Source organism: Brachybacterium sp. GCM10030267 (assembly GCF_042666875.1).
Taxonomy (GTDB): domain Bacteria; phylum Actinomycetota; class Actinomycetes; order Actinomycetales; family Dermabacteraceae; genus Brachybacterium.
Map to the genome: position 1 here is coordinate 266,110 of NZ_JBHTCX010000003.1, position 18,337 is coordinate 284,446.

An 18,337-nucleotide genomic window follows, 5' to 3' on the forward strand; every position below is an offset into this window, starting at 1 on the left:
CATCCGCTGGCCCGGACGCCCCTACGCCGTAAGGAGGACTCATGTCTGAGACTGAAGGATGGTCCTCCGTCACCCGCACGCGCACCTATGAACAGGTCGTCGACCAGATCCGCCAACGGATCCTCGATGGCCGGCTCACCGCAGGGATGCACTTGCCGAATGAGCGGGACTTCGCCGAACAGCTCGGCTGCTCTCGGGCCTCTTTGCGGGAAGCACTGCGGATTCTCGAGTCGCAGGGCATCATCGACGTACGGGTCGGTGGGGGGCGAGGCAGTGGTGCCGTGATCACGGGCAGCCCCCGCAGCTCGATGGGCGATGTCCTCGAGTTGCAGCTCGCGCTTGGCCAGTACTCCTACGACGACATCGTCGAGACCCGAATGGCGCTGGAATCCTGGAGTTGCCTCCGAGCCGCATCTGTCACTGACGAGCAGACGATCGAAGAACTCGATGCCATCCTTCAGGCCATGGATGTCCCCGACATCGCGGTTCGAGAGTTCAACCGTCTCGACGTCGAGTTCCACGCGACCATCGCCCGCTCGGCCGGCAACTCCCTAACTCGCGACTTCATGCAGATCCTCCGTCACGCCGTGCACTCGCAGATCATTGATGCGTATAACGCGCTGCCAGATTGGCGACACCGCGCGGAGGACGTACGGCAGGAGCACCGGGCGATTCTCGCTGCGATTCGCGACCGCGATGGGCAGCGGGCGTCCGCCCTGGTCGTTGCCCACATCTCCGACTTCTTCCGCGGCCGGGCCTGAGCTCGTTCGCGCAACGAAGCGCGACCAATACTAGATCCGCCGAGGCGGCCGCCCGTACGCCGGGCAGGCCGTGACCTCTGCGCACGTCTTTTCGAACATCGTCGTCCGAAGACAGGACTGTCCCATGGACACCATCATCCTCGTACACCTGGTAATCGCCGTTGTCGGCATCATCGTCCTCATCGCCAAAGCCAAGATCAATCCCGTCGTCTCCCTCATCGTCGGCGCCCTCTATCTGGGGATCGCGGGCGGACTCGGGTTCTCCGAGACCGTTGCGGCCGTCAACACCGGTTTCGGGAACCTCATGGCCGAGATCGGGCTCATCATCGGTTTCGGCGTTTTCATCGGTACGATCCTTACCGCGAACGGCACCATGGTCCGCGTCGTGGACGCCCTACTGAGCGTTGTCGGCCCCCGAGGCTCCAAATATGTCCTCGGCCTGTCCTCGGGAATCATCTTCCCGTCGATCTATTTCGATGTCGCTCTGGTGATCCTTGCGCCCATCGCAGACACGATCGCAAAGCGGACCGGGAAGTCAGTCGCTCCGCTTGCCGGGGCCCTGGCGATCGGGCTGCAGGTCGGTCTCCACATGGTGGTTCCCGGTGCGGTCGCGCTCGCCATGGCGAGCTCGCTCTCACTGGACGTGGGCATGGTGATCGCTCTCGGCGTCCCGTACGGGATCTTCCTGATCTGCACGAGCGTGGCGCTGCACTCGACGATCATGACGTACACCTGGAATCCGGCGCGAGACATGGAGAGCTTCGCGGAGGCGCACGTCGGGGCAGAATCCGCCGGGGTCGGTGCCGTGCACCCGGCCTCCGGCTCCCGCTCCGAGTCGGGGTTGGCGGATGACGCCTCACGCGAGCCGCAGACGAAGAACGGGTCCGGTGCCATCTCCGTGGATACACCTGGCGGCGACGACAGCACCGTGCATGAGGATTCCGGGGCCACCGACGCCTCGTCATCCCACCACGTCGAGCATCGATACCCGCTCGTCATGGCCCTGCTTCCGGTGATCATTCCCCTCGTCCTGATCATCACTCGCACCATTGCCGTCGCCACCGGCATGGAGGACAACGCCGTCACCTTCCTCGGGGAACCCGTGGTGGCGCTGATGATCGGTCTCCTTGTGGGCATCGTGATGGTGTGGCCACAGATGGGACGGCACGAAGTCGACGGAATCCTCACTCGAGGTGCCCAGATCTCGGGCTCGATCCTGTTGTTCAACGGCGTTGCCGGGTCCCTGGGGCTGATCATCTCGGAAGTCGGCGTCGGCGACATGCTCAGCTCGTTGTTCTCGGCCAATGCTTCTTTGCCCATCCTGCTCACCTGGATAATCGCGGCTCTCTTCCGACTCGCACAAGGTTCGGGCTCCGTCTCGGCCATCACAGCGGCCGCGCTCGTCGGACCGATCGTCGCCTCCATGGGGGCACCGCTAATCCTCGTACTCTTCGCTGCGGGAACGGGAGCCGGTCTGGGCGGGCATGTCACCGACAACACGTTCTGGATCTTCAAGCAGATGCTCAGCCTTACCACCCGCGGTGCGCTGCAGGTTTACACCCTGGCTCAATCCACCATGTCCGTCATCGGGTTGGTCAGTTGCCTGGTGTTGGACCTCATCTTCTGAGCTCTTCTCCCCGTATCGACAACTTCTCGGAGACGCATATGACAACCACACTCGACGACCTCGTCCGCGACAAGCCCGCTCCCGCTGCGCTCTCAGAACGAGATGTAGCCAGAGAGCTGACGTCCGCTCCCCCCATCCGGTGGATCGTCCTGGATGACGATCCCACCGGCACCCAGTCGGTGCGAGGGCTCCCAGTTCTCACCAGGTGGAAGGCCGAGGATTTCCTCTGGGCGTTCGAGACTGGCTGCCCCGCGATCTACGTGCAGACGAACGCGCGCAGCCTGGAACCTCGCGCCGCGGCGTCCGTCATGCGTGACGTCGTCACCACTGCCGCGACGACCGCATCGGCGGCAGGCCTTGATATCGAAGTGGTCTCCCGAACCGACTCGACTCTCCGTGGGCACTTTCCGCTGGATATCGATGTGATCGACGAGGCGCTCGCCGACTCCGCCTCCTCACCGCACTCTCCCGATGCGGTGATCGTCCTGCCGGCCTTTCCCGATGCCGGACGAGTGACCATCGACGGGATCCATTACGTCTGCTCAAGCGACGGGTCAGCGACTCCAGCGGCGAGCACTCCCCTCGCGCAGGACGCAACCTTCGGATACCGCAACTCGGAGCTCCGCGCCTGGGTGGAGGAGAAATCGGGTGGAGCGATTCGTGAGGACGATGTCGTGCACCTTTCCCTGCCGACCATCCGGGACGGAGTGGCCGCGGTTGTCGAGGCCCTGGCTGATCTCACTGGTGGACGATGGGTCACGGCCGACGTGGTGACTGAAGCCGACATGCAGGTTCTCGCTGCTGCGCTTCATAAGCGGCGCGCAGCCGGCGCTACTTTCGTCTACCGAGTCGGCCCCCCGTTCGTGCGTGCGCTCATCGCGCAGCCCGTCGCGGAGCCGCTCGGCCTTTCCGAGCTTGAAGAGATTACGGCAGCCAACGCACCGAGTGGGCGGGGTGGGATGATAGTTGTCGGATCCCATGTGCCCATGACGACGCGACAGCTCGCCGTGCTCACAGCCCGAGGTGATTGCCGGGACGTGGAGATCGATGTGCGCGCCCTGCTCGCCTCCTCATTGGATGACGCCGTCGATGCCGCCGTGGCCGCGGCCGTAGACGGATTGCACCAAGGCCACGTGGTGGTGAGCACGTCCCGCGATGTCATCCGCGGGATAGATGAGGATGATTCGCTGCGAATCGCGCGCCGAGTTTCTGCCGCCCTCGTGAGATTCACGCAGCGCGTCGTGGAGCTCTGCCCCCCGTCGTTCATCATCGCCAAGGGCGGCATCACCTCGTCCGATGTCGCCACCCAGGGACTCGGTATCAAGCGCGCTCTGGTTCGCGGACCGATGCTGCCCGGCATCGTCTCTCTGTGGGAAAGCGTCGACGGCGACATCGCAGGGCTGCCGTTCGTCGTCTTCGCCGGCAATGTCGGGGATGACGCGTCGTTGCGCGAGGTGGTCGACCGGCTCAGCCAGGTTCAGCAGTCCGCAGCTCACCCCACCACCGTGGTCACCGCGGAGTAGATCCCCAGGGCGATGATCGCGACCGCACTGACGATCAGGGCCACCTTGATGAACCCGCCACCGCGCAGCACGGGCTCGATGCGTCCGCGCAGGTACAGCGCGGAGACGGCCACCGCGGCCAGGAAGATGCCCCCGGCGATACCGCCGACCATGATCATCACCAGCGGTTCGTTGATCCACAGGAAGGTCAGCAGCCACACCGTCGGCAGGGCGGCGATGAAGAACCGCATCCACCAGTTGCGTCGTCGGCTGTCGGTCCAGTCGAAGACGCCCACGATGGACAGCGCGTTGGTCCAGGACCGCGACCAGGAGGGGATCGCCGCCCAGATCGTCGAGCCGAGCGCCGCGAGGGCGCCGATGAGGAAGACGATCCGGCCGGTCTCGCCGAAGACGCCGCTGAACGTCTCCGAGAGGGTGCGGATCATCTCGTTGCCCTCGGGCACGAGGCCCTGCGGGTTCAGCACGGCCGCGCCGAGGATGTAGAACGCCGCCGTGGAGACGGTGTAGATGACCCAGGAGACGATGGCGTCCTTCTGCATCACGGCGATCCAGCCGTTGGCGCGGCGGCGGTAGGCCTCGGAGCCGTCGTTGGGGCCGGACCAGCGGGCGTAGCCCTTCTCCAGGCACCAGTAGGTGTAGGCGGTGATCTCCTCGGAGGCGACGCCGGTCAGGCCGAACATGGTCATGGCGATGCCGAGTGCGCCGAGCGGCAGCTGGAAGCTGAAGCCGGAGGCGAGGTCGCCCCCGCTGTAGGCGAACTCGCTGAAGGGCAGGCCGATCACCACGAAGATCGTGACCACCACGAACGCCATGGTCAGGAAGGTGGCGACGTTCTCGATCAGCCCGTAGCGGTTTGCGATCAACGTGGCGATCGCGGCGGCGGTGACCACGATGCCCCAGATCGTCATGGCCGCCGGTGAGAGGGGGCCGAAGCCCAGCGGCAGCAGGATCGACAGGGCCGCGGCCATGCCGCCGATGAGTCCGCCGGTCTGGACCAGTTTGCTGATCGCCATCAGCGCCCACATCGCGAAGACCCAGCTGATGCGGCCGAACCGGGGCGGGACGCGGTTGTAGCCCTCCATCGCGCCCTCACCGGTGACGATCGCGTAGCGAGCCATCTCCACCTGCACCGCCACCTTGACGATGGTCGAGATGAATACCAGCCACAGCAGCACGAACCCGGCCTCGGCACCGAGGGAGGTGGCCGTGATCAGCTCGCCGGCGCCGACCACGGACGCCGAGACGATCAGGCCCGGGCCGAAGAACTTCGAGGAAGCGATCCAGCCCGTCGGCGGATCCTTCACCTCCGAGTGATCGAGGTGGTACGGGTCGCCGCGGACGAACCGCGCCGGGGGCGGGCCGTCGTGGCCCGGGGCGGGGGAAGAGGCAGTCATCGGTGACTCCTTTGTCTCAGCACGTGCGCATGAGTGGTCAGGGCATCCCGAAGCGTAACTGTCGGCCGCTCCCCGCTGCCTTCGACGCCTGCGTCGGCCATGCCGTGTGCACAGACATACTGGGGTATGCCGCAAAATCGCGTCACCATCGCCGACCTCGCACGGGAGGCGGGTGTCAACAAGTCAGCTGTCTCCAGAGCTCTGTCCGGGAAGCCGGGTGTCTCGGAGGAGACGCGAAGCCGCGTGCTCGATCTCGCCCACGAACTCGGATGGCGGCCGAACTCCACGGCCCGGTCCCTCTCGCGTGCCCAATCCGGTGCGATCGGATGGGTGATGCGGCGGACCCCGAAGTCCTCGACCGTGGACCCGTTCGCCATGGATCAGTTGATCGGCGTCCAGATGGAGCTGTCCCGCACGCCGTACAACCTGGTGCTCAAGCTCGTAGACACCATGGAGGACGAGCTGCAGGTGTACTCGCAGTGGCACGCTGAGCGACGTGTCGACGGCATCCTGCTCCCCGATCTCGAGATCGACGATCCCCGCACCGCCTTTCTCCGTGAGCGCGACATCCCGATGTCCACGGTGGCCGATCTGGTCGACTTTGAGCCCTCCGACGCGAATGCGGCCGCCGGCGCGGCCGACTACGAGTCGACCGGGGTCCGGGAGATCATGAGCCACCTGCTGGAGAAGGGGCACCGCCGGATCGGCTGGATCGGCGGGCCGGCTCAGTTCGTCGCCACCCGGCGTCGCCTGGACGCGCTCGACGCCTGGCGAACCCGATTCGACACCGTGACCACCGCCTGCACCTCTCACGGTCCCACGGACATCGCACAAGAAGCGGTGTCGATGCAGGACGCCCACGACCTCACCGCGGTGGTCGTCGACAACGAGCTGGCCGCGATCGAGACCATCGCCCAGCTGCGCCTTGCCGGTCGCGCGGTCCCCCGAGATGTCTCGGTGGTCTCATGGCTCGGCTCGGACCTCTGCCTGCTGAGCGATCCGACCCTCACGTCGCTCCAGCACGACATCGCCGGGCTCGGCCGTCTGTGGACGCGCGGGCTGCTCGCCAAGGTCTACTCCGACGAGCCCGGCACGTCCACTCCTCCGGCCGATCCCATCCTGCACGCCCGCGCCTCGACGGACTGAATCCACCCCGTCTCGGCTCCATCCCCCGCCGTCTCTTGATGACGTGACCCACGCCTCCTACAGTTTACGCAACCGGTTGCGCAGCGTTCGCAGCGCCCGGTGTTCCGCCATCAAAGGAGACGAGCGAACATGTCCACGCACCGCCACCACCCCATCACCCGCCGATCGCTGCTGACCGGCACCACCGCCCTCACCGCCGGCGCAGCACTCGCCGCCTGTGGCTCAGGAAGCGGGTCCCCCACGTCATCCGGCGAGAACTTGGTCTTCTGGGACATGGTCTGGGGAACCGGAAGCGACTACACCGCCGTCGCCAAGGAGCTCGCCGCCGGCTACACGCCGGAAGGGGAAGCTCTAGGGGCGACGTACCAGTCGATCCCCTGGGCCAACTGGTATCAGACTTTCACCTCCGCGGTGGCCTCGGGTACCGGCCCCGCAGTCTCGACCGGTGCAGCATTCCAGCCCTTCAACTTCATGGAGGACGGCGCCGTCGTCCCGGCCGATGGAGCGGTCTCGATCCTTGATGAGCAGGGTAAAGCCGACTTCCTGCCGGGCCTGCTGGAGGCGATGAAGACCGACGACGGCTACGCCGGGATCCCCTGGGGCCTGGACCTGCGAGTGCTGTGGTACCGGGAGTCCATGCTCGAGGAGGCCGGAGCCGACGTCCCTACGACCTGGCAGGAATACCTCGACACTGGCAAGAAGCTCAAGGCCGCAGGGAAGATCGGCTTCGGCATGGCCGCCAGCAGTAGCGCCACCGACGCCCAGCACAGCATCTTCGGACTCTTCATCAACAATGGCGGCGGTCTGTTCACCGAGGACGGCGAGCCGAATGCCGACAGCGACGAGAACATCGAGGCCCTGGACTTCGTGCTCGAGATGGTCGGCGAAGGGATCATCGACCCCCGCGCCGCTAGCTACACCTCGGACAATCTCGATTCCGACTGGGCGGACGGCCGCATCGCGATGGGCTTCGGACAGACCGGCTTCGACAAGGTCATGAAGGACCCCGTCTCCTCGGACCTGAAGGTGATGAGCCCTCTGACGAGCACCAACGGCTCGCAGGGCACCATCTATTACATCAACGCAATCATGCTGTACGAGAACACTCCCGACCAGACCTCCAGTGATCAGTTCGCCGCCTGGTGGGCCACGCAAACCGACGAGTTCTGGCTGCAGGACGTCATGATCGATCTGCCCGTGACCGAGCGGCTCGCGGCGAACGAGAAGATCGCCTCGAATCCGAACGCGGTGGTCGCCATCGAGGAGTGGCAGCCGGTCGGCAAGACGCTCGGCGCGAAGGCACCTGCCGCGTTCGGAGCGCTGAACTCGGTCGATGGCGGCGAAGCTGCCGCAGCCTTCGTGCAGCGGGTGGTTCAGGGAGAGCAGAGCTCGAAGCAAATGCTCGAAACGCTGCAGGGCGAGCTCGAGAAGCTCGTCTGACCACGTCGTGCCCGGAACCGATGTCAGGAGTCGCTCGATGAGAGGACACCAGCGTGCCCTCACGATGACCGCCCTCGCCGCCCCCGCCCTGGTCCTCATGGTGGCCGTCAACGCCTACCCCGTGCTCTACGCGGCGCAGCAGTCCCTCCACGACGGCTCACTGATCGCCCAGGGGCCCTTCGTTGGCCTCAAGAACTATGCGACCGTGCTGAGCGATGCGACCTTCTGGAAGGCCGTCCGCTTCACGATCCTGTTCACACTGTGCGGCGTGCTGGGCAGCTGGGTGGTGGGGTACGCCCTTGCTCTGGCCTTCCGCCGGCCGTTCCGCGGCCGGACCGCGCTCAAAGTCGCCTTCCTCCTGCCGTGGGTGGTGCCTGTCGTTGTCACCTCGATGAGCTGGAACTGGCTCGTTGCGACCGCCTCGAGCCCGCTTCCCCGTTTTTTCGCGGCGCTCGGCATGCCCGACGTGCTCTTCCTGGCTGATCCGACGATGGCGGTCATCATCGTCTGTCTGTTCAAGATCTGGATCAGCTTTCCCTTCATGTTTCTCATGATGTCCGCCGCACTCGAAGGGATCGACGGGACCGTCTACGAGGCGGCGCGGGTCGACGGCGCTGGACGCGTCTCCGCACTGCGATACATCACGCTGCCGCTGACGGCGAAGTCGACGTACATCAGCTGGGTACTGATGTCGATGTTCACCATCAACGACTTCCCGACGATCTTCCTGCTCACCGGCGGAGGACCCGTCGGAGCGACGACCTCATTGGTCGTCCTCGCGTACCAGTCCGTGTTCCAGTCCTTCCAGCCCGGATACGGCGTCGCCGTCGCATTCATCATGACCGCCGCCCTGATCGGCATCTCCCTGGCTCTGTTCCGCAGCATCCGAAAGGCCGATTGACCATGGCCACCGTCTCCCCCGCCGTGCACGTACGGCCATCGACCCGGCGCTCCGATCTTTGGCGTCCGATCGTCCTGGCGATCATCGCCCTGATCTGTCTGATCCCCATCCTGGTGGTGGTCGGTCTGGCATTCCGCCCACTGGTCTCGTCGGCCACTCAAGGGCCCACGCTGGAATCGTTCCGCCACGTCCTGACCGGAACGAACCTTCCGATCTGGCTCCGTAACAGCCTGCTCTCGACGTTGGCCGCGACTCTGATCTCGGTGGTCGTCGCCGCCCCGGCCGGGTACGTCATCTCCCGAGGCCGATCCCGCGCCGTCTCGGTGTTCTCCCTGGGTATCTTCGTCGTCCAGTCACTGCCTGTGGTGATCTTCGTGATCCCGCTGTTCATGGTGTTCACGCAGTTGCGCATGGTCGATTCACTGTCCGGGATCACCGTGATCTACGTGGCCTCGTCGCTGACTGTGGCGACGTGGATGATGGCTGCATATTTCGACTCGATTCCTGATTCCCTCGAGGAGGCGGCTTGGATCGATGGCTGCTCCGTGTTGGGAGGATTCGTGCGGATCATCCTGCGCAATTCACTACCGGGGGTACTCTCCACGGCTATCTACTCCTTCCTACTCGCCTGGAACGACTATCTAATCGCCCTGGTCTTCCTCCGCTCCGATGAGAACTTCACCCTGCCCATCGGACTGCAGACCTTCTTCCAGCAGAACGCCACCGACTGGGGACCGGTGATGGCTAGCGCCGTGGTGATGATGGTTCCCCCGGTCTTGGTCTTCGCGTTCCTGAATCGCTACTTCAGCGTCGGCGGCATCGGAGGCTCGCTTGCCGGACAGTGACCTCTTCCCCGCCGTACGCCGCCTCGTCGCAGGAGCCCTGGACCCCGCGGTCGCCCGCGACTCGCTCATCGATCACCTCGCCACTCGCATCCTCGACCTCGGCGCCGAGGATGCGCCGGCCATGCGGCAGTCGATCCTCGCGTCCGGCGGCGATCCCAGCACCTCGGAAACCGCCGTGCGCGCGGCCATCGGCGATGCGCTGTACGAGCACGGACTCAGCATCGAGCGTGTCGGACCGACGCTGGCCCCCCACGTCCGAGAGTGGACCGCACCCCGTCCCGCCCAACTCGAACCGCTGCAGATCTCGCCACGGAGTCTCGCGGGCCCGGAGGATCTCGAGGACCAGTACGACGTGATCGTCGTAGGCTCCGGCGCGGGGGGCGGAATAGCTGCGAAGACGCTTGCTGAGGCCGGATGGCGCGTTCTCATCATCGAGCGCGGGACGCTGCCTGAGCGTTCCTCGCTCCTGACCGAGCACCTGCACACGCCGCGGGCCGCATCCGGTCAATTCCCCAATTCCGGCCCCGGGCGGACCTCCGAGGAGCGTCAGGTGGTCTTCCCCTCCGATCAGCTGCGCACCGTACGCGCCTCGGACCCGCTGTGGAACAACAACGCCATCACCATCGGCGGTGGTACCCGCGTGTACGGCGCGCAAGCCTGGCGCTTCACTCCTCGGGATTTCACCATGGCCTCGACTTACGGCGTCCCCGACGGCAGCAGCCTGGCCGACTGGCCGATCACCTACCGCGACCTCGAGCCCTACTACACCCGCATCGAACAGGAGCTCGGCGTCAGTGGGGGCCCATCTCGGGATCCGTGGGACGGGCCGCGCAGCGCACCTCTGCCGATGGGACCGCTTCCCGCATCCCCGATCAGTACCCGGCTCGAACGGGCTGCCCAACGCCTCGGTGTCAGCACCCAGCCGGTGCCCCTGTTGATCAACACTCGGCCGTACGGCGGGCGCGCGGCCTGTATCCAGTGCTCTCAGTGCGTCGGATTCGACTGCCCGGTCGGGGCGAGAGCCGGCAGCCATAACACCACCCTGCCCGCGGCGCTCCAGACCGGGAACGCCATTCTCCTGCCTGACACCCAGGCATCCCGGATCCTCGTCGGGCGCGACGGGCAGGCGCACGGCGTCGACCTCGTCGGCGAGCGCGACGGTCGGATCTGGCGGCGAACGATTGCCACCGGATCGGTCGTGCTCGCGGCCGGGGCTATCGAGACCGCACGGCTGCTGCTGGACAGTGCTGACGATTATCACCCTACGGGCCTGGGTAATCACTCCGACCAGGTAGGGCGGCATCTGCAGGGCCACGCCTACGGCGGGGCATCGGCCCTGTTCGCCGAGGAGGTCGTCGATCTCCGCGGCCCCGGCCCTGTCATCTCGACATCTGATTTCCGTCACGGAAATGATGGCGTCGTCGGCGGCGGAATCCTCGCCAATGAGTTCGTCCCGACGCCTGCGAGCACACAACGCTATCTCTACGAGACCGGGCTGATAAATGCGGACACTGCGCTGGGCTCGCCCGCCATGGAACGGGCCATGCTGCGGTTCGCCCGAGTCATGGGCCCTGTCCAAGAGGTCACTATGAGCCAGTCACGGGTGACTCTCGATCGGGCGCGAACGGATCGCATCGGACGATCCATCGTGCGACTCGAGGGGAGCCTGCACCCGGAAGATCTTCGCGGTCGTGATCTCTTGAGCGACCGCGCCACGGCGTGGTTGCGCTCGGCCGGCGCAGCCGAAGTTCGCCCGATGCCGACACTCGAAGGCCCGACTCCTCCGAGCGGCGGTCAGCATCAGGCCGGCACATGTCGCATGGGCACGGATCCGGCTACTTCGGTCGTCACGCCAGAAGGCCGAGTATGGGGGCACGAGAACATCGTGATCGCCGATGGGTCGACGCACGTGACCAACGGCGGGGTGAACCCCGTGCTCACGATCCTGGCGAACGCGCTGCGGATCAGCGAGGGCCTCGTGAATTCAAGCTGACCCCAGAGGGCTCACAGCGCCCACGCCTCGAACTGCGCCTCCACCCCGGTGCTGTGCGCTCGGTCCGCCACCGCCCGCGCGATCGCGCCGGGCGCGTCGAGTTCGAGAATGGTCGGCGCGGCTACGGCTGCATTGCCCTGCGCTCCGGACTCCGGCCGCCGCCCCAGCAGGATCGCGCTGTCGAGCACCCGATGTTCGCCCAGCACTCCGGCCCGCGGCTCTGTCCCGGACAGCGCCAGGTCCTCGAGCAGCAGGGGCGCGCCCAGGGCAGTGCGAGCGTGCATGCGCGCCACGAGCTCGCCACCTTGCTCTCCCGTGCGGCCCAGCACGAGCGTCTCGCGCAGCAGCAGCCACGCGTTCTCCCCCAGGGCGATGGTGGTGTCGCGGTCTACCTCGGCGCTGTCGGTGACGACGAAGGGGTGCGCCCGCCAGATCAGCGAGCCGCCGTCCTCCACGACGATGCGCACGTCGAAACGGCTGCGGGAACCGCGGCTCTCGTAGGCGACGGTGCCGCCGACGTCCTCGATTTCCAGGGCGCATCCAGCTCCGACGTGCACGTCCACAGTCACATGATCGCCGCCGAGGAGCATCGCTCCGGCCGCGACGAGGGCCACATGCGCCGAGTTCGGGCCCCGGGTGACGAGCCGCGGCTGCAACAGGCCGGCTTCCAGGTCGAGCCGGACCGCTCCGCCACCCGAGGGCTCGATACAGATCCGCGTCATGCGGAGGCAGTCGGAGCCGGTGCGCTGCCTTCCGCCTCGCTCGTCACAGCCCCGTCATATCCGGCTCGCTCGGCCGGGTGGGCGTGGTCGTGCCCGCCGCCGGCGCTGTCGCCTGCATGGGCATGGTCGTGATCGCCGTCCTCATGCGAATGGAGCACTCCGCCGTCCGCATCGGCGTGGAAGTGCGGGGCCATCGGGCCCGGGTCCTGCGGCTCGTGGGTGCCGGAGCGCTGGGCGGCGAGCACCTCGAGGACCCACGCCTTCAGGGCGGCGACGGTGTCCTCGAGCTGGCGGGAGACGGCCAGAACGGGCCCGCCCTCGCGGGCTTCGGTGGCATCGGCGATCATCTGCTCGACGTCCACGCCGACGTGCGGCGCGAGGTCGACTTTGTTGACCACGAGCAGATCCGCGCGGCCGATGCCGGGACCGCCCTTGCGGGCCACGTCGCCGCCTCCGGCCACATCGAGCACGAAGATCTGGGCGTCGACCAGTGCCGGGGAGAACGTGGCGGTGAGGTTGTCACCGCCGGATTCGACGAGAACCAGGTCGAGCGGGGCGAAGTCGCGTTCGAGGTCCTCGACGGCGGTGAGGTTCATGGTGACGTCGTCGCGGATCGCGGTGTGCGGGCAGGCGCCGGTCTCCACGGCCCGGATGCGGTCGGGATCGAGGACGCCGGCGGAGCGGAGGAAGCGGGCGTCCTCGTCGGTGTAGATGTCATTGGTGATCACACCGATGCGGATCTCATCGGCCAGGGCGCGGCAGATGGTCGCGATCAGCGAGCTCTTGCCGGTGCCGACGGGGCCGGCCACGCCCAGGCGCAGGGCGCGCTGGGGCGTCTCTCCGGGAGCCGGAGCGCGGGTCGTGGCGGCCGTCGTGGACGCGGCGGGAGTCGTGGACGTGGCGGGAGTCGTGGACGTGGCGGGAGTCGTGGACGTGGCGGCGGTGTTCTTAGGCACGGAAGAGCCTCCTGGGCAGTTGCGTCTGGGCTTCGGCCCAGCCTTCGGTCAGCGGGGCCCCGGTGCAGGGGATCTGCGCCGGGTCGGTGAGCGCGGCGAGCGCGGCCACCTGGGGTTCAAGCCGCACGCAGGCCTCGAGGACGAGGCGGGTGGCGGCGCGGGGATCGGACGGTTCGAGCTTCAATCCGGCGGCGACGACGGTCTGGGCGTCGTCGTAGGCGACCAGACGGACGAGGTCGGCGGCGCCGAGACCGGCCGCGGCGGCGATGAGTCCGAGCACGATCGGTCGGGGCAGGCCGGCGGCGGGGACGGCGCCCGGCCAGAGCACGTCGGCCAGGCGCCGCAGGCCATCGCCGAGGGCCACGGTGATCTCGCGCTGGGCGCGGCTCGGGGTGCGGGCGGCCCATTCGGCGTGCAGATGCTCGATCCGCGCGTCTTCCGGAGCCGTGGGCGCACGCGGGCTCAGCAGCCCGAGCTGCCGGGCGACCACGGCGGTGCCCGCCTCGACCGGGACGACCGTGAGCATCCGCGAAGTGAGGTAGTCCCCCACCTGGGCAGGCTCGAGCTCGGTGCGCAGAGCTGCCTCGAGCGCATTGGAGGTGACATGGGCGCCGACGGGCAGACGGGAATCCGCCAGCAGCATCGCCAGGGTCGAACTCATCGATCAGAACATCTGGTACAGCTGGGCGAGGGGCAGCTCTGTGGCGGGCGCGGGCTCGACCGGCTCACCGTCGATGCTGATCTCGAAGGTGTCCGGCCGAATGTCGATGCGCGGCAGGGCATCGTTGTTCTTCAGGTCCGCCTTGGTGACCTCGCGGGTCGAGGCGACCGGGAGCAGCTGCCGCTGCAGCCCCAGGCGATCGCGCAATCCGTCCTCGAGGGCCGACGGCGCGACGAAGGAGACGGAGGTGCGTGCCCCGATCGCGTCGCCGAAGGCGGGTCGCATGAGCACCGGCTGCGGGGTGGGGATCGAGGCGTTGGGGTCCCCGAGCGCTGCCCAGGCGATAGTGCCGCCCTTGAGCACGAGCGAGGGGCGGGAGCCGAAGAACCTCGGATCCCACAGCACGAGATCAGCCATCTTCCCCGGCTCCACGGATCCGATGTGCGCATCGACGCCGTGGGCGACCGCGGGGTTGATCGTGTACTTCGCGACGTAACGGCGGGCGCGTTCGTTGTCGGCCGGGAGGGTGTCCCCGAGCGACCCGAGGCGCTGCTTCATCACGTGGGCGACTTGCCAGGTGCGGGTGATGACCTCGCCGATCCGGCCCATCGCCTGGGCGTCCGAGGACGTGATCGACAGCGCGCCCATGTCGTGCAGGATGTCCTCTGCGGCGATGGTGGTGGCGCGGATGCGGGACTCGGCGAAGGCGAGATCCTCGGGGACGGACGCCTTGAGGTGGTGGCACACCATGAGCATGTCCAGGTGCTCAGCGACGGTGTTCACGGTGTGCGGAAGGGTCGGGTTCGTCGAACCCGGCAGCACGTTGGGCAGGGAGGCGATCTCGAGAATGTCCGGGGCGTGACCGCCGCCGGCGCCTTCGATGTGGAAGGCGTGGATGCTGCGCCCGCCGATCGCCTCGATCGTGGACTCGACGAACCCGGCCTCGTTCAACGAGTCCGAGTGCAGGGCGACCTGCAGGCCATGCTCCCCGGCGGCTCGGAGCGAGGCATCGATGGCGGCGGGCGTCGCGCCCCAGTCCTCGTGGACCTTGTACCCGGCGGCGCCTCCGAGCGCCTGCTCGGCGAGCCCCTCGGCGGAGACGGTGTTTCCTTTGCCCAGCAGCAGCAGATTCACCGGCAACTGATCGAAGGCCTGGTGCATGGTGGCCAGGTGCCAGGCACCCGGCGTGACGGTGGTGGCGCGGCTGCCCTCGGAGGGGCCGGTGCCTCCGCCGCCGACGGTGGTGATCCCGGTGGCGAGGGCCTCGTGGATCTGGGACGGCGAGAGCAGGTGTACGTGCATGTCGAAGCCGCCCGCGGTGAGGATCTTGCCCTCCCCGGCGATGACGTCGGTCGACGGGCCGATCTGCAGATCCGGGTGGATCCCGTCGGAGACGTCGGGGTTGCCTGCCTTGCCGAGCGCGACGATGCGCCCCTCGCGCAGGCCGACGTCGGCCCGCACCACACCCCAGTGATCCAGCACCACAGCATTCGTGATGACCGTGTCCGGTGCGCCCTGGGCACGGGTCGTCCCGCCCTGGCCCATCGATTCACGGATCGACTTGCCTCCGCCGAAGACGGCTTCCTCACCGCCGACGGTGCGGTCCTCCTCGACCTGGATCCACAGGTCCGTGTCACCCAGGCGCAATTGGTCGCCGGCGGTGGGGCCGTACAGGGCGGCGTAGCGTGCAGCGCTGATCGTGACCATCACTCACACCTCCTTCTTGCGAGCGGGCGACGGGGCGGATCCGCCGTTCGCCGACGGGCCGGCCCCGTCAACGGCTGGGGCCGACTGCCTGCCGTCGGCCGAGGGCTCCCCTGGTCGGATCTGTATGCCGGGCACGCGGCGCGCCCCGCCGAGCCGCACCAGGTCCAGCTCGCGGGAGGCGCCGGGCTCGAAGCGCATCGAGGTGCCGGCAGGGATGTCGAGCCGGAACCCCCGGGCGGCCTCGCGGTCGAAGGAGAGCGCGGAGTTCACGTCCGGCAGGTGGATGTGCGAGCCGATCTGGATCGGTCGATCCCCCGTGTTCTCGAACACCAGGGTCAGCCGGTCCTCCTCCGCGCGCTGGTTCAGGACGCGCTCCCCGTCGGCTGTCCTCAGCGCGCCGGGGCCGTCACCGGCGCCGGCTCCGTCGATGGGGTCGTGGATGGTCACCAGCTTGCGACCGTCGGGGAAGGTCGCCTCGATCTGGACGTCGGCCAGCAGAGAGGGAACGTCTTCCATCACCTGCTCCCGGGTCAGAACACGCCGGCCCTCCACCATGAGCTCCTCGACGCTGCGGCCCTCACGGGCACGCTCGATCACCCAGCAGCTCAGCAGCGCGACCGTCTCGGGGTGGTTCAGACGCACCCCGCGCTCGAGACGGTCCCGTGCCACCATGCCCGCGGTGGCCAGCAGCAGCTTCTCGGTGTCGGCCGGCGTGAACTTCACGAATCACTCCTTGGGGAGAACATGCTCTCCGGTGCGGTCGGTGGTCAGGGCGAGGGAGCTGAGGTAGAGCTTCTCACCCTCGGGGCCCACCTTGGCGGAGGCGATCATGTCCGGCCGCTCGAAGTCCATGCCGGTGACATGGCAGTACAGGGTCTCGCCCGACGGGTTGCCGTCCTCGTCGTACATCGGCTCCTCGATGCCGTCGTCGGTGCGGCGGAGGTAGAAGCGGCCCTGGGTGGCGATCGCCATCAGCGGCGTGACGACCACGGCGATGCCGACGGCGAACAGCGGGGAGAAGGGCTGGACGGCCGGGCCGAAGGCTCCGAAGAAGATCGCGATCGAGACACCGGCCGAGAGCACCAGCGCGACGATCCCCACGGGATTCCAGTCGTGGATCATGCCGCGGCGGAACTCCGGCTTCTTCGGCGAGAGCTTCAGGATGTACTTGTTGATGACGATGTCGGTGGCCACCACGATGATCCAGGACATGGCCACGTTGGCGTAGAAGCTGAGGATCGAATCGAGGAAGTCGAACATGTTCGCTTCCATGAGGATCAGCGCGATCCCCAGGTTCACGCCCAGGAACACCAGCCGGCCCGGGTAGCGCTTGGTGACGCGGGTGAAGGAGTTCGTCCAGGCCAGGGACCCGGAGTAGGCGTTGGTGACATTGATCTTGATCTGCGAGATGACCACCAGGATCACCGCGAGCACCAGAGCGATCCACCCGGGCATGAGCTGCTCGTAGGTGGTCAGGAACTGCTGGACGGGCTCGTTGGCGTAATCGCGGGCGCCGGGGATGTTGGCGACCAGGTACACAGCCAGGAACATACCCAGGATCTGCTTGATCGCTCCGAAGATGACCCAGCCGGGCCCGCCCAGGATCGTCGCCGCCCACCACGAACGGCGGTTCTCCGCGGTGCGCGGCGGCATGAACCGCAGGTAGTCGATCTGCTCGGCGATCTGCGCGATCAGTGAGAGGCACACGCCCGCGGCGAGCATCGCGGCGGCGAAGCTGACACCGCCCTCACCGTCCTCGCCGCCGTAGTCGAAGAAGGTCTCGACCGAGCCGGGATGGGAGAAGACGAGGTAGGCGACCGGGATGACCATCAGCACCAGCCACACCGGGGTGGTGGCCACCTGCAGCTTGGACAGAGCCTTCATGCCGTACATGACCAGCGGGAAGATGATCAGGGTGGAGACGAGATAGCCGATCCAGCGAGGGATCCCCAAGCCGAGGAAGAGACCCTGGGCCATGATCGAGCCCTCGGTGGCGAAGAAGATGAACGTGAACGAAGCGAAGATGACGTTCGTGATCACCGAGCCGTAGTAGCCGAACCCGGAGCCGCGGGTGATGAGGTCCAGATCGAGGTTGTAGCGGGCGGCGTAGTAGGCCAGCGGGAATCCGCTGAGGAAGATGATCCCGGCGGCCACGAGGATGCCGATCAAGCCGTTGATCGTGCCGTGGTTCAGGGCGATGTTCGCGCCGATGGAGAAGTCGGCGAGGTAGGCGATGCCTCCGAGGGCGGAGGTCGCGACCACGGCCGGGGTCCACTGGCGGTAGGAGCGCGGGGCGAAGCGGAGGGTGTAGTCCTCGAGGCTCTCGGCGGTGGCGGCGCGGGCGTCGGCCGACACCGTCGGGGCCGGAGCGCCGGGCGGTGGGCTGGCGGGGGTCGCGTTGTCGGCGTCGATGCTCATCGCGCCTCTCCTTCGGGGGACGGGGCCTGCGGGGACAGACTCTGCGGGGGACGGATGCTGCGGGGAGCAGTGCGGGGACGTGCCGCGGGCGAGAGGAGGAACCGCCTCGCCCGCGACCTGGGAACCGTAGGGATGTTGTGGAGCCGACGCCTCCCGCGGAATGCGCCGTGACCCGACCGTGACCCGCCGTCTCATGAATGCAGCTCTTGAATCGATCCGGCGACGTGCTGCGCGCCTTCCGAG

Annotated in this window: 15 protein-coding genes; 8 read left to right on the forward strand and 7 right to left on the reverse strand. The window is 67.3% G+C overall.

The annotated features are described in order from the left end of the window. Window positions 1–41: 41 nt before the first annotated feature. The 3 genes from ACFQS2_RS03680 to ACFQS2_RS03690 all read left to right on the forward strand — a co-directional run bounded on the left by ACFQS2_RS03680 (window position 42) and on the right by ACFQS2_RS03690 (window position 3,911). Window positions 42–761 (forward strand): FadR/GntR family transcriptional regulator, encoded by a 720-nt coding sequence (locus ACFQS2_RS03680; protein ID WP_377019661.1) that lies wholly within the window; start codon window positions 42–44, stop codon window positions 759–761. A gap of 124 nt (window positions 762–885) precedes the next feature. Further along, complete coding sequence (locus tag ACFQS2_RS03685; protein WP_377019660.1) at window positions 886–2,388, forward strand: GntP family permease; 1,503 nt, start codon at window positions 886–888, stop codon at window positions 2,386–2,388. A gap of 38 nt (window positions 2,389–2,426) precedes the next feature. Continuing rightward, window positions 2,427–3,911: a four-carbon acid sugar kinase family protein gene (locus ACFQS2_RS03690; RefSeq protein ID WP_377792772.1), complete on the forward strand. Its 1,485-nt coding sequence runs from the start codon at window positions 2,427–2,429 to the stop codon at window positions 3,909–3,911. Here the strand turns inward: ACFQS2_RS03690 and ACFQS2_RS03695 are convergent. Then, a complete protein-coding gene (locus ACFQS2_RS03695; protein ID WP_377019658.1) occupies window positions 3,881–5,305 on the reverse strand; it encodes an Nramp family divalent metal transporter in 1,425 nt (474 codons plus the stop codon). The two genes, ACFQS2_RS03690 and ACFQS2_RS03695, sit on opposite strands and share 31 nt — an antisense overlap. A 126-nt stretch (window positions 5,306–5,431) precedes the next feature. Between ACFQS2_RS03695 and ACFQS2_RS03700 the strand changes: the two genes are divergently transcribed. The 5 genes from ACFQS2_RS03700 (at window position 5,432) to ACFQS2_RS03720 (ending at window position 11,630) form a co-directional block, all read left to right on the forward strand. Further along, complete coding sequence (locus ACFQS2_RS03700) at window positions 5,432–6,451, forward strand: LacI family DNA-binding transcriptional regulator (RefSeq protein ID WP_377792773.1); 1,020 nt, start codon at window positions 5,432–5,434, stop codon at window positions 6,449–6,451. A gap of 129 nt (window positions 6,452–6,580) precedes the next feature. Beyond that, window positions 6,581–7,891: an ABC transporter substrate-binding protein gene (locus ACFQS2_RS03705; protein WP_377019656.1), complete on the forward strand. Its 1,311-nt coding sequence runs from the start codon at window positions 6,581–6,583 to the stop codon at window positions 7,889–7,891. Window positions 7,892–7,928: 37 nt separating this feature from the next. Then, window positions 7,929–8,792, forward strand: coding sequence for a carbohydrate ABC transporter permease (locus tag ACFQS2_RS03710; protein ID WP_377019655.1), 864 nt, complete (start codon window positions 7,929–7,931; stop codon window positions 8,790–8,792). A 2-nt stretch (window positions 8,793–8,794) separates the two neighbouring features. Continuing rightward, window positions 8,795–9,637, forward strand: a complete 843-nt coding sequence (locus ACFQS2_RS03715; protein ID WP_377019654.1) for a carbohydrate ABC transporter permease — start codon at window positions 8,795–8,797, stop codon at window positions 9,635–9,637. Further along, a complete protein-coding gene (locus tag ACFQS2_RS03720) occupies window positions 9,624–11,630 on the forward strand; it encodes a GMC oxidoreductase (protein ID WP_377792774.1) in 2,007 nt (668 codons plus the stop codon). Before ACFQS2_RS03715 ends, ACFQS2_RS03720 begins: the two co-directional genes overlap by 14 nt. Window positions 11,631–11,641: 11 nt before the next feature. Here ACFQS2_RS03720 and ACFQS2_RS03725 read toward each other — a convergent pair whose 3' ends face one another. The 6 genes from ACFQS2_RS03725 to ACFQS2_RS03750 all read right to left on the reverse strand — a co-directional run bounded on the left by ACFQS2_RS03725 (window position 11,642) and on the right by ACFQS2_RS03750 (window position 18,094). Then, window positions 11,642–12,352, reverse strand: a complete 711-nt coding sequence (locus ACFQS2_RS03725; protein ID WP_377019652.1) for an urease accessory protein UreD — start codon at window positions 12,350–12,352, stop codon at window positions 11,642–11,644. Next, window positions 12,349–13,173 (reverse strand): urease accessory protein UreG, encoded by an 825-nt coding sequence (gene ureG, locus ACFQS2_RS03730; protein ID WP_377019698.1) that lies wholly within the window; start codon window positions 13,171–13,173, stop codon window positions 12,349–12,351. The genes ACFQS2_RS03725 and ureG overlap by 4 nt, the downstream gene beginning before the upstream one ends. Window positions 13,174–13,300: 127 nt before the next feature. Then, a complete protein-coding gene (locus tag ACFQS2_RS03735) occupies window positions 13,301–13,969 on the reverse strand; it encodes an urease accessory protein UreF (protein ID WP_377792775.1) in 669 nt (222 codons plus the stop codon). Window positions 13,970–13,972: 3 nt separating this feature from the next. Continuing rightward, window positions 13,973–15,676 carry an urease subunit alpha gene (locus ACFQS2_RS03740; protein WP_377018991.1) on the reverse strand — a complete coding sequence of 568 codons (1,704 nt, stop codon included), beginning with the start codon at window positions 15,674–15,676 and terminating at the stop codon, window positions 13,973–13,975. A 3-nt stretch (window positions 15,677–15,679) separates the two neighbouring features. Further along, complete coding sequence (locus ACFQS2_RS03745; protein ID WP_377018989.1) at window positions 15,680–16,399, reverse strand: urease subunit gamma; 720 nt, start codon at window positions 16,397–16,399, stop codon at window positions 15,680–15,682. A gap of 3 nt (window positions 16,400–16,402) precedes the next feature. After that, window positions 16,403–18,094 (reverse strand): purine-cytosine permease family protein, encoded by a 1,692-nt coding sequence (locus ACFQS2_RS03750; protein ID WP_377018988.1) that lies wholly within the window; start codon window positions 18,092–18,094, stop codon window positions 16,403–16,405. Window positions 18,095–18,337: the final 243 nt, after the last annotated feature.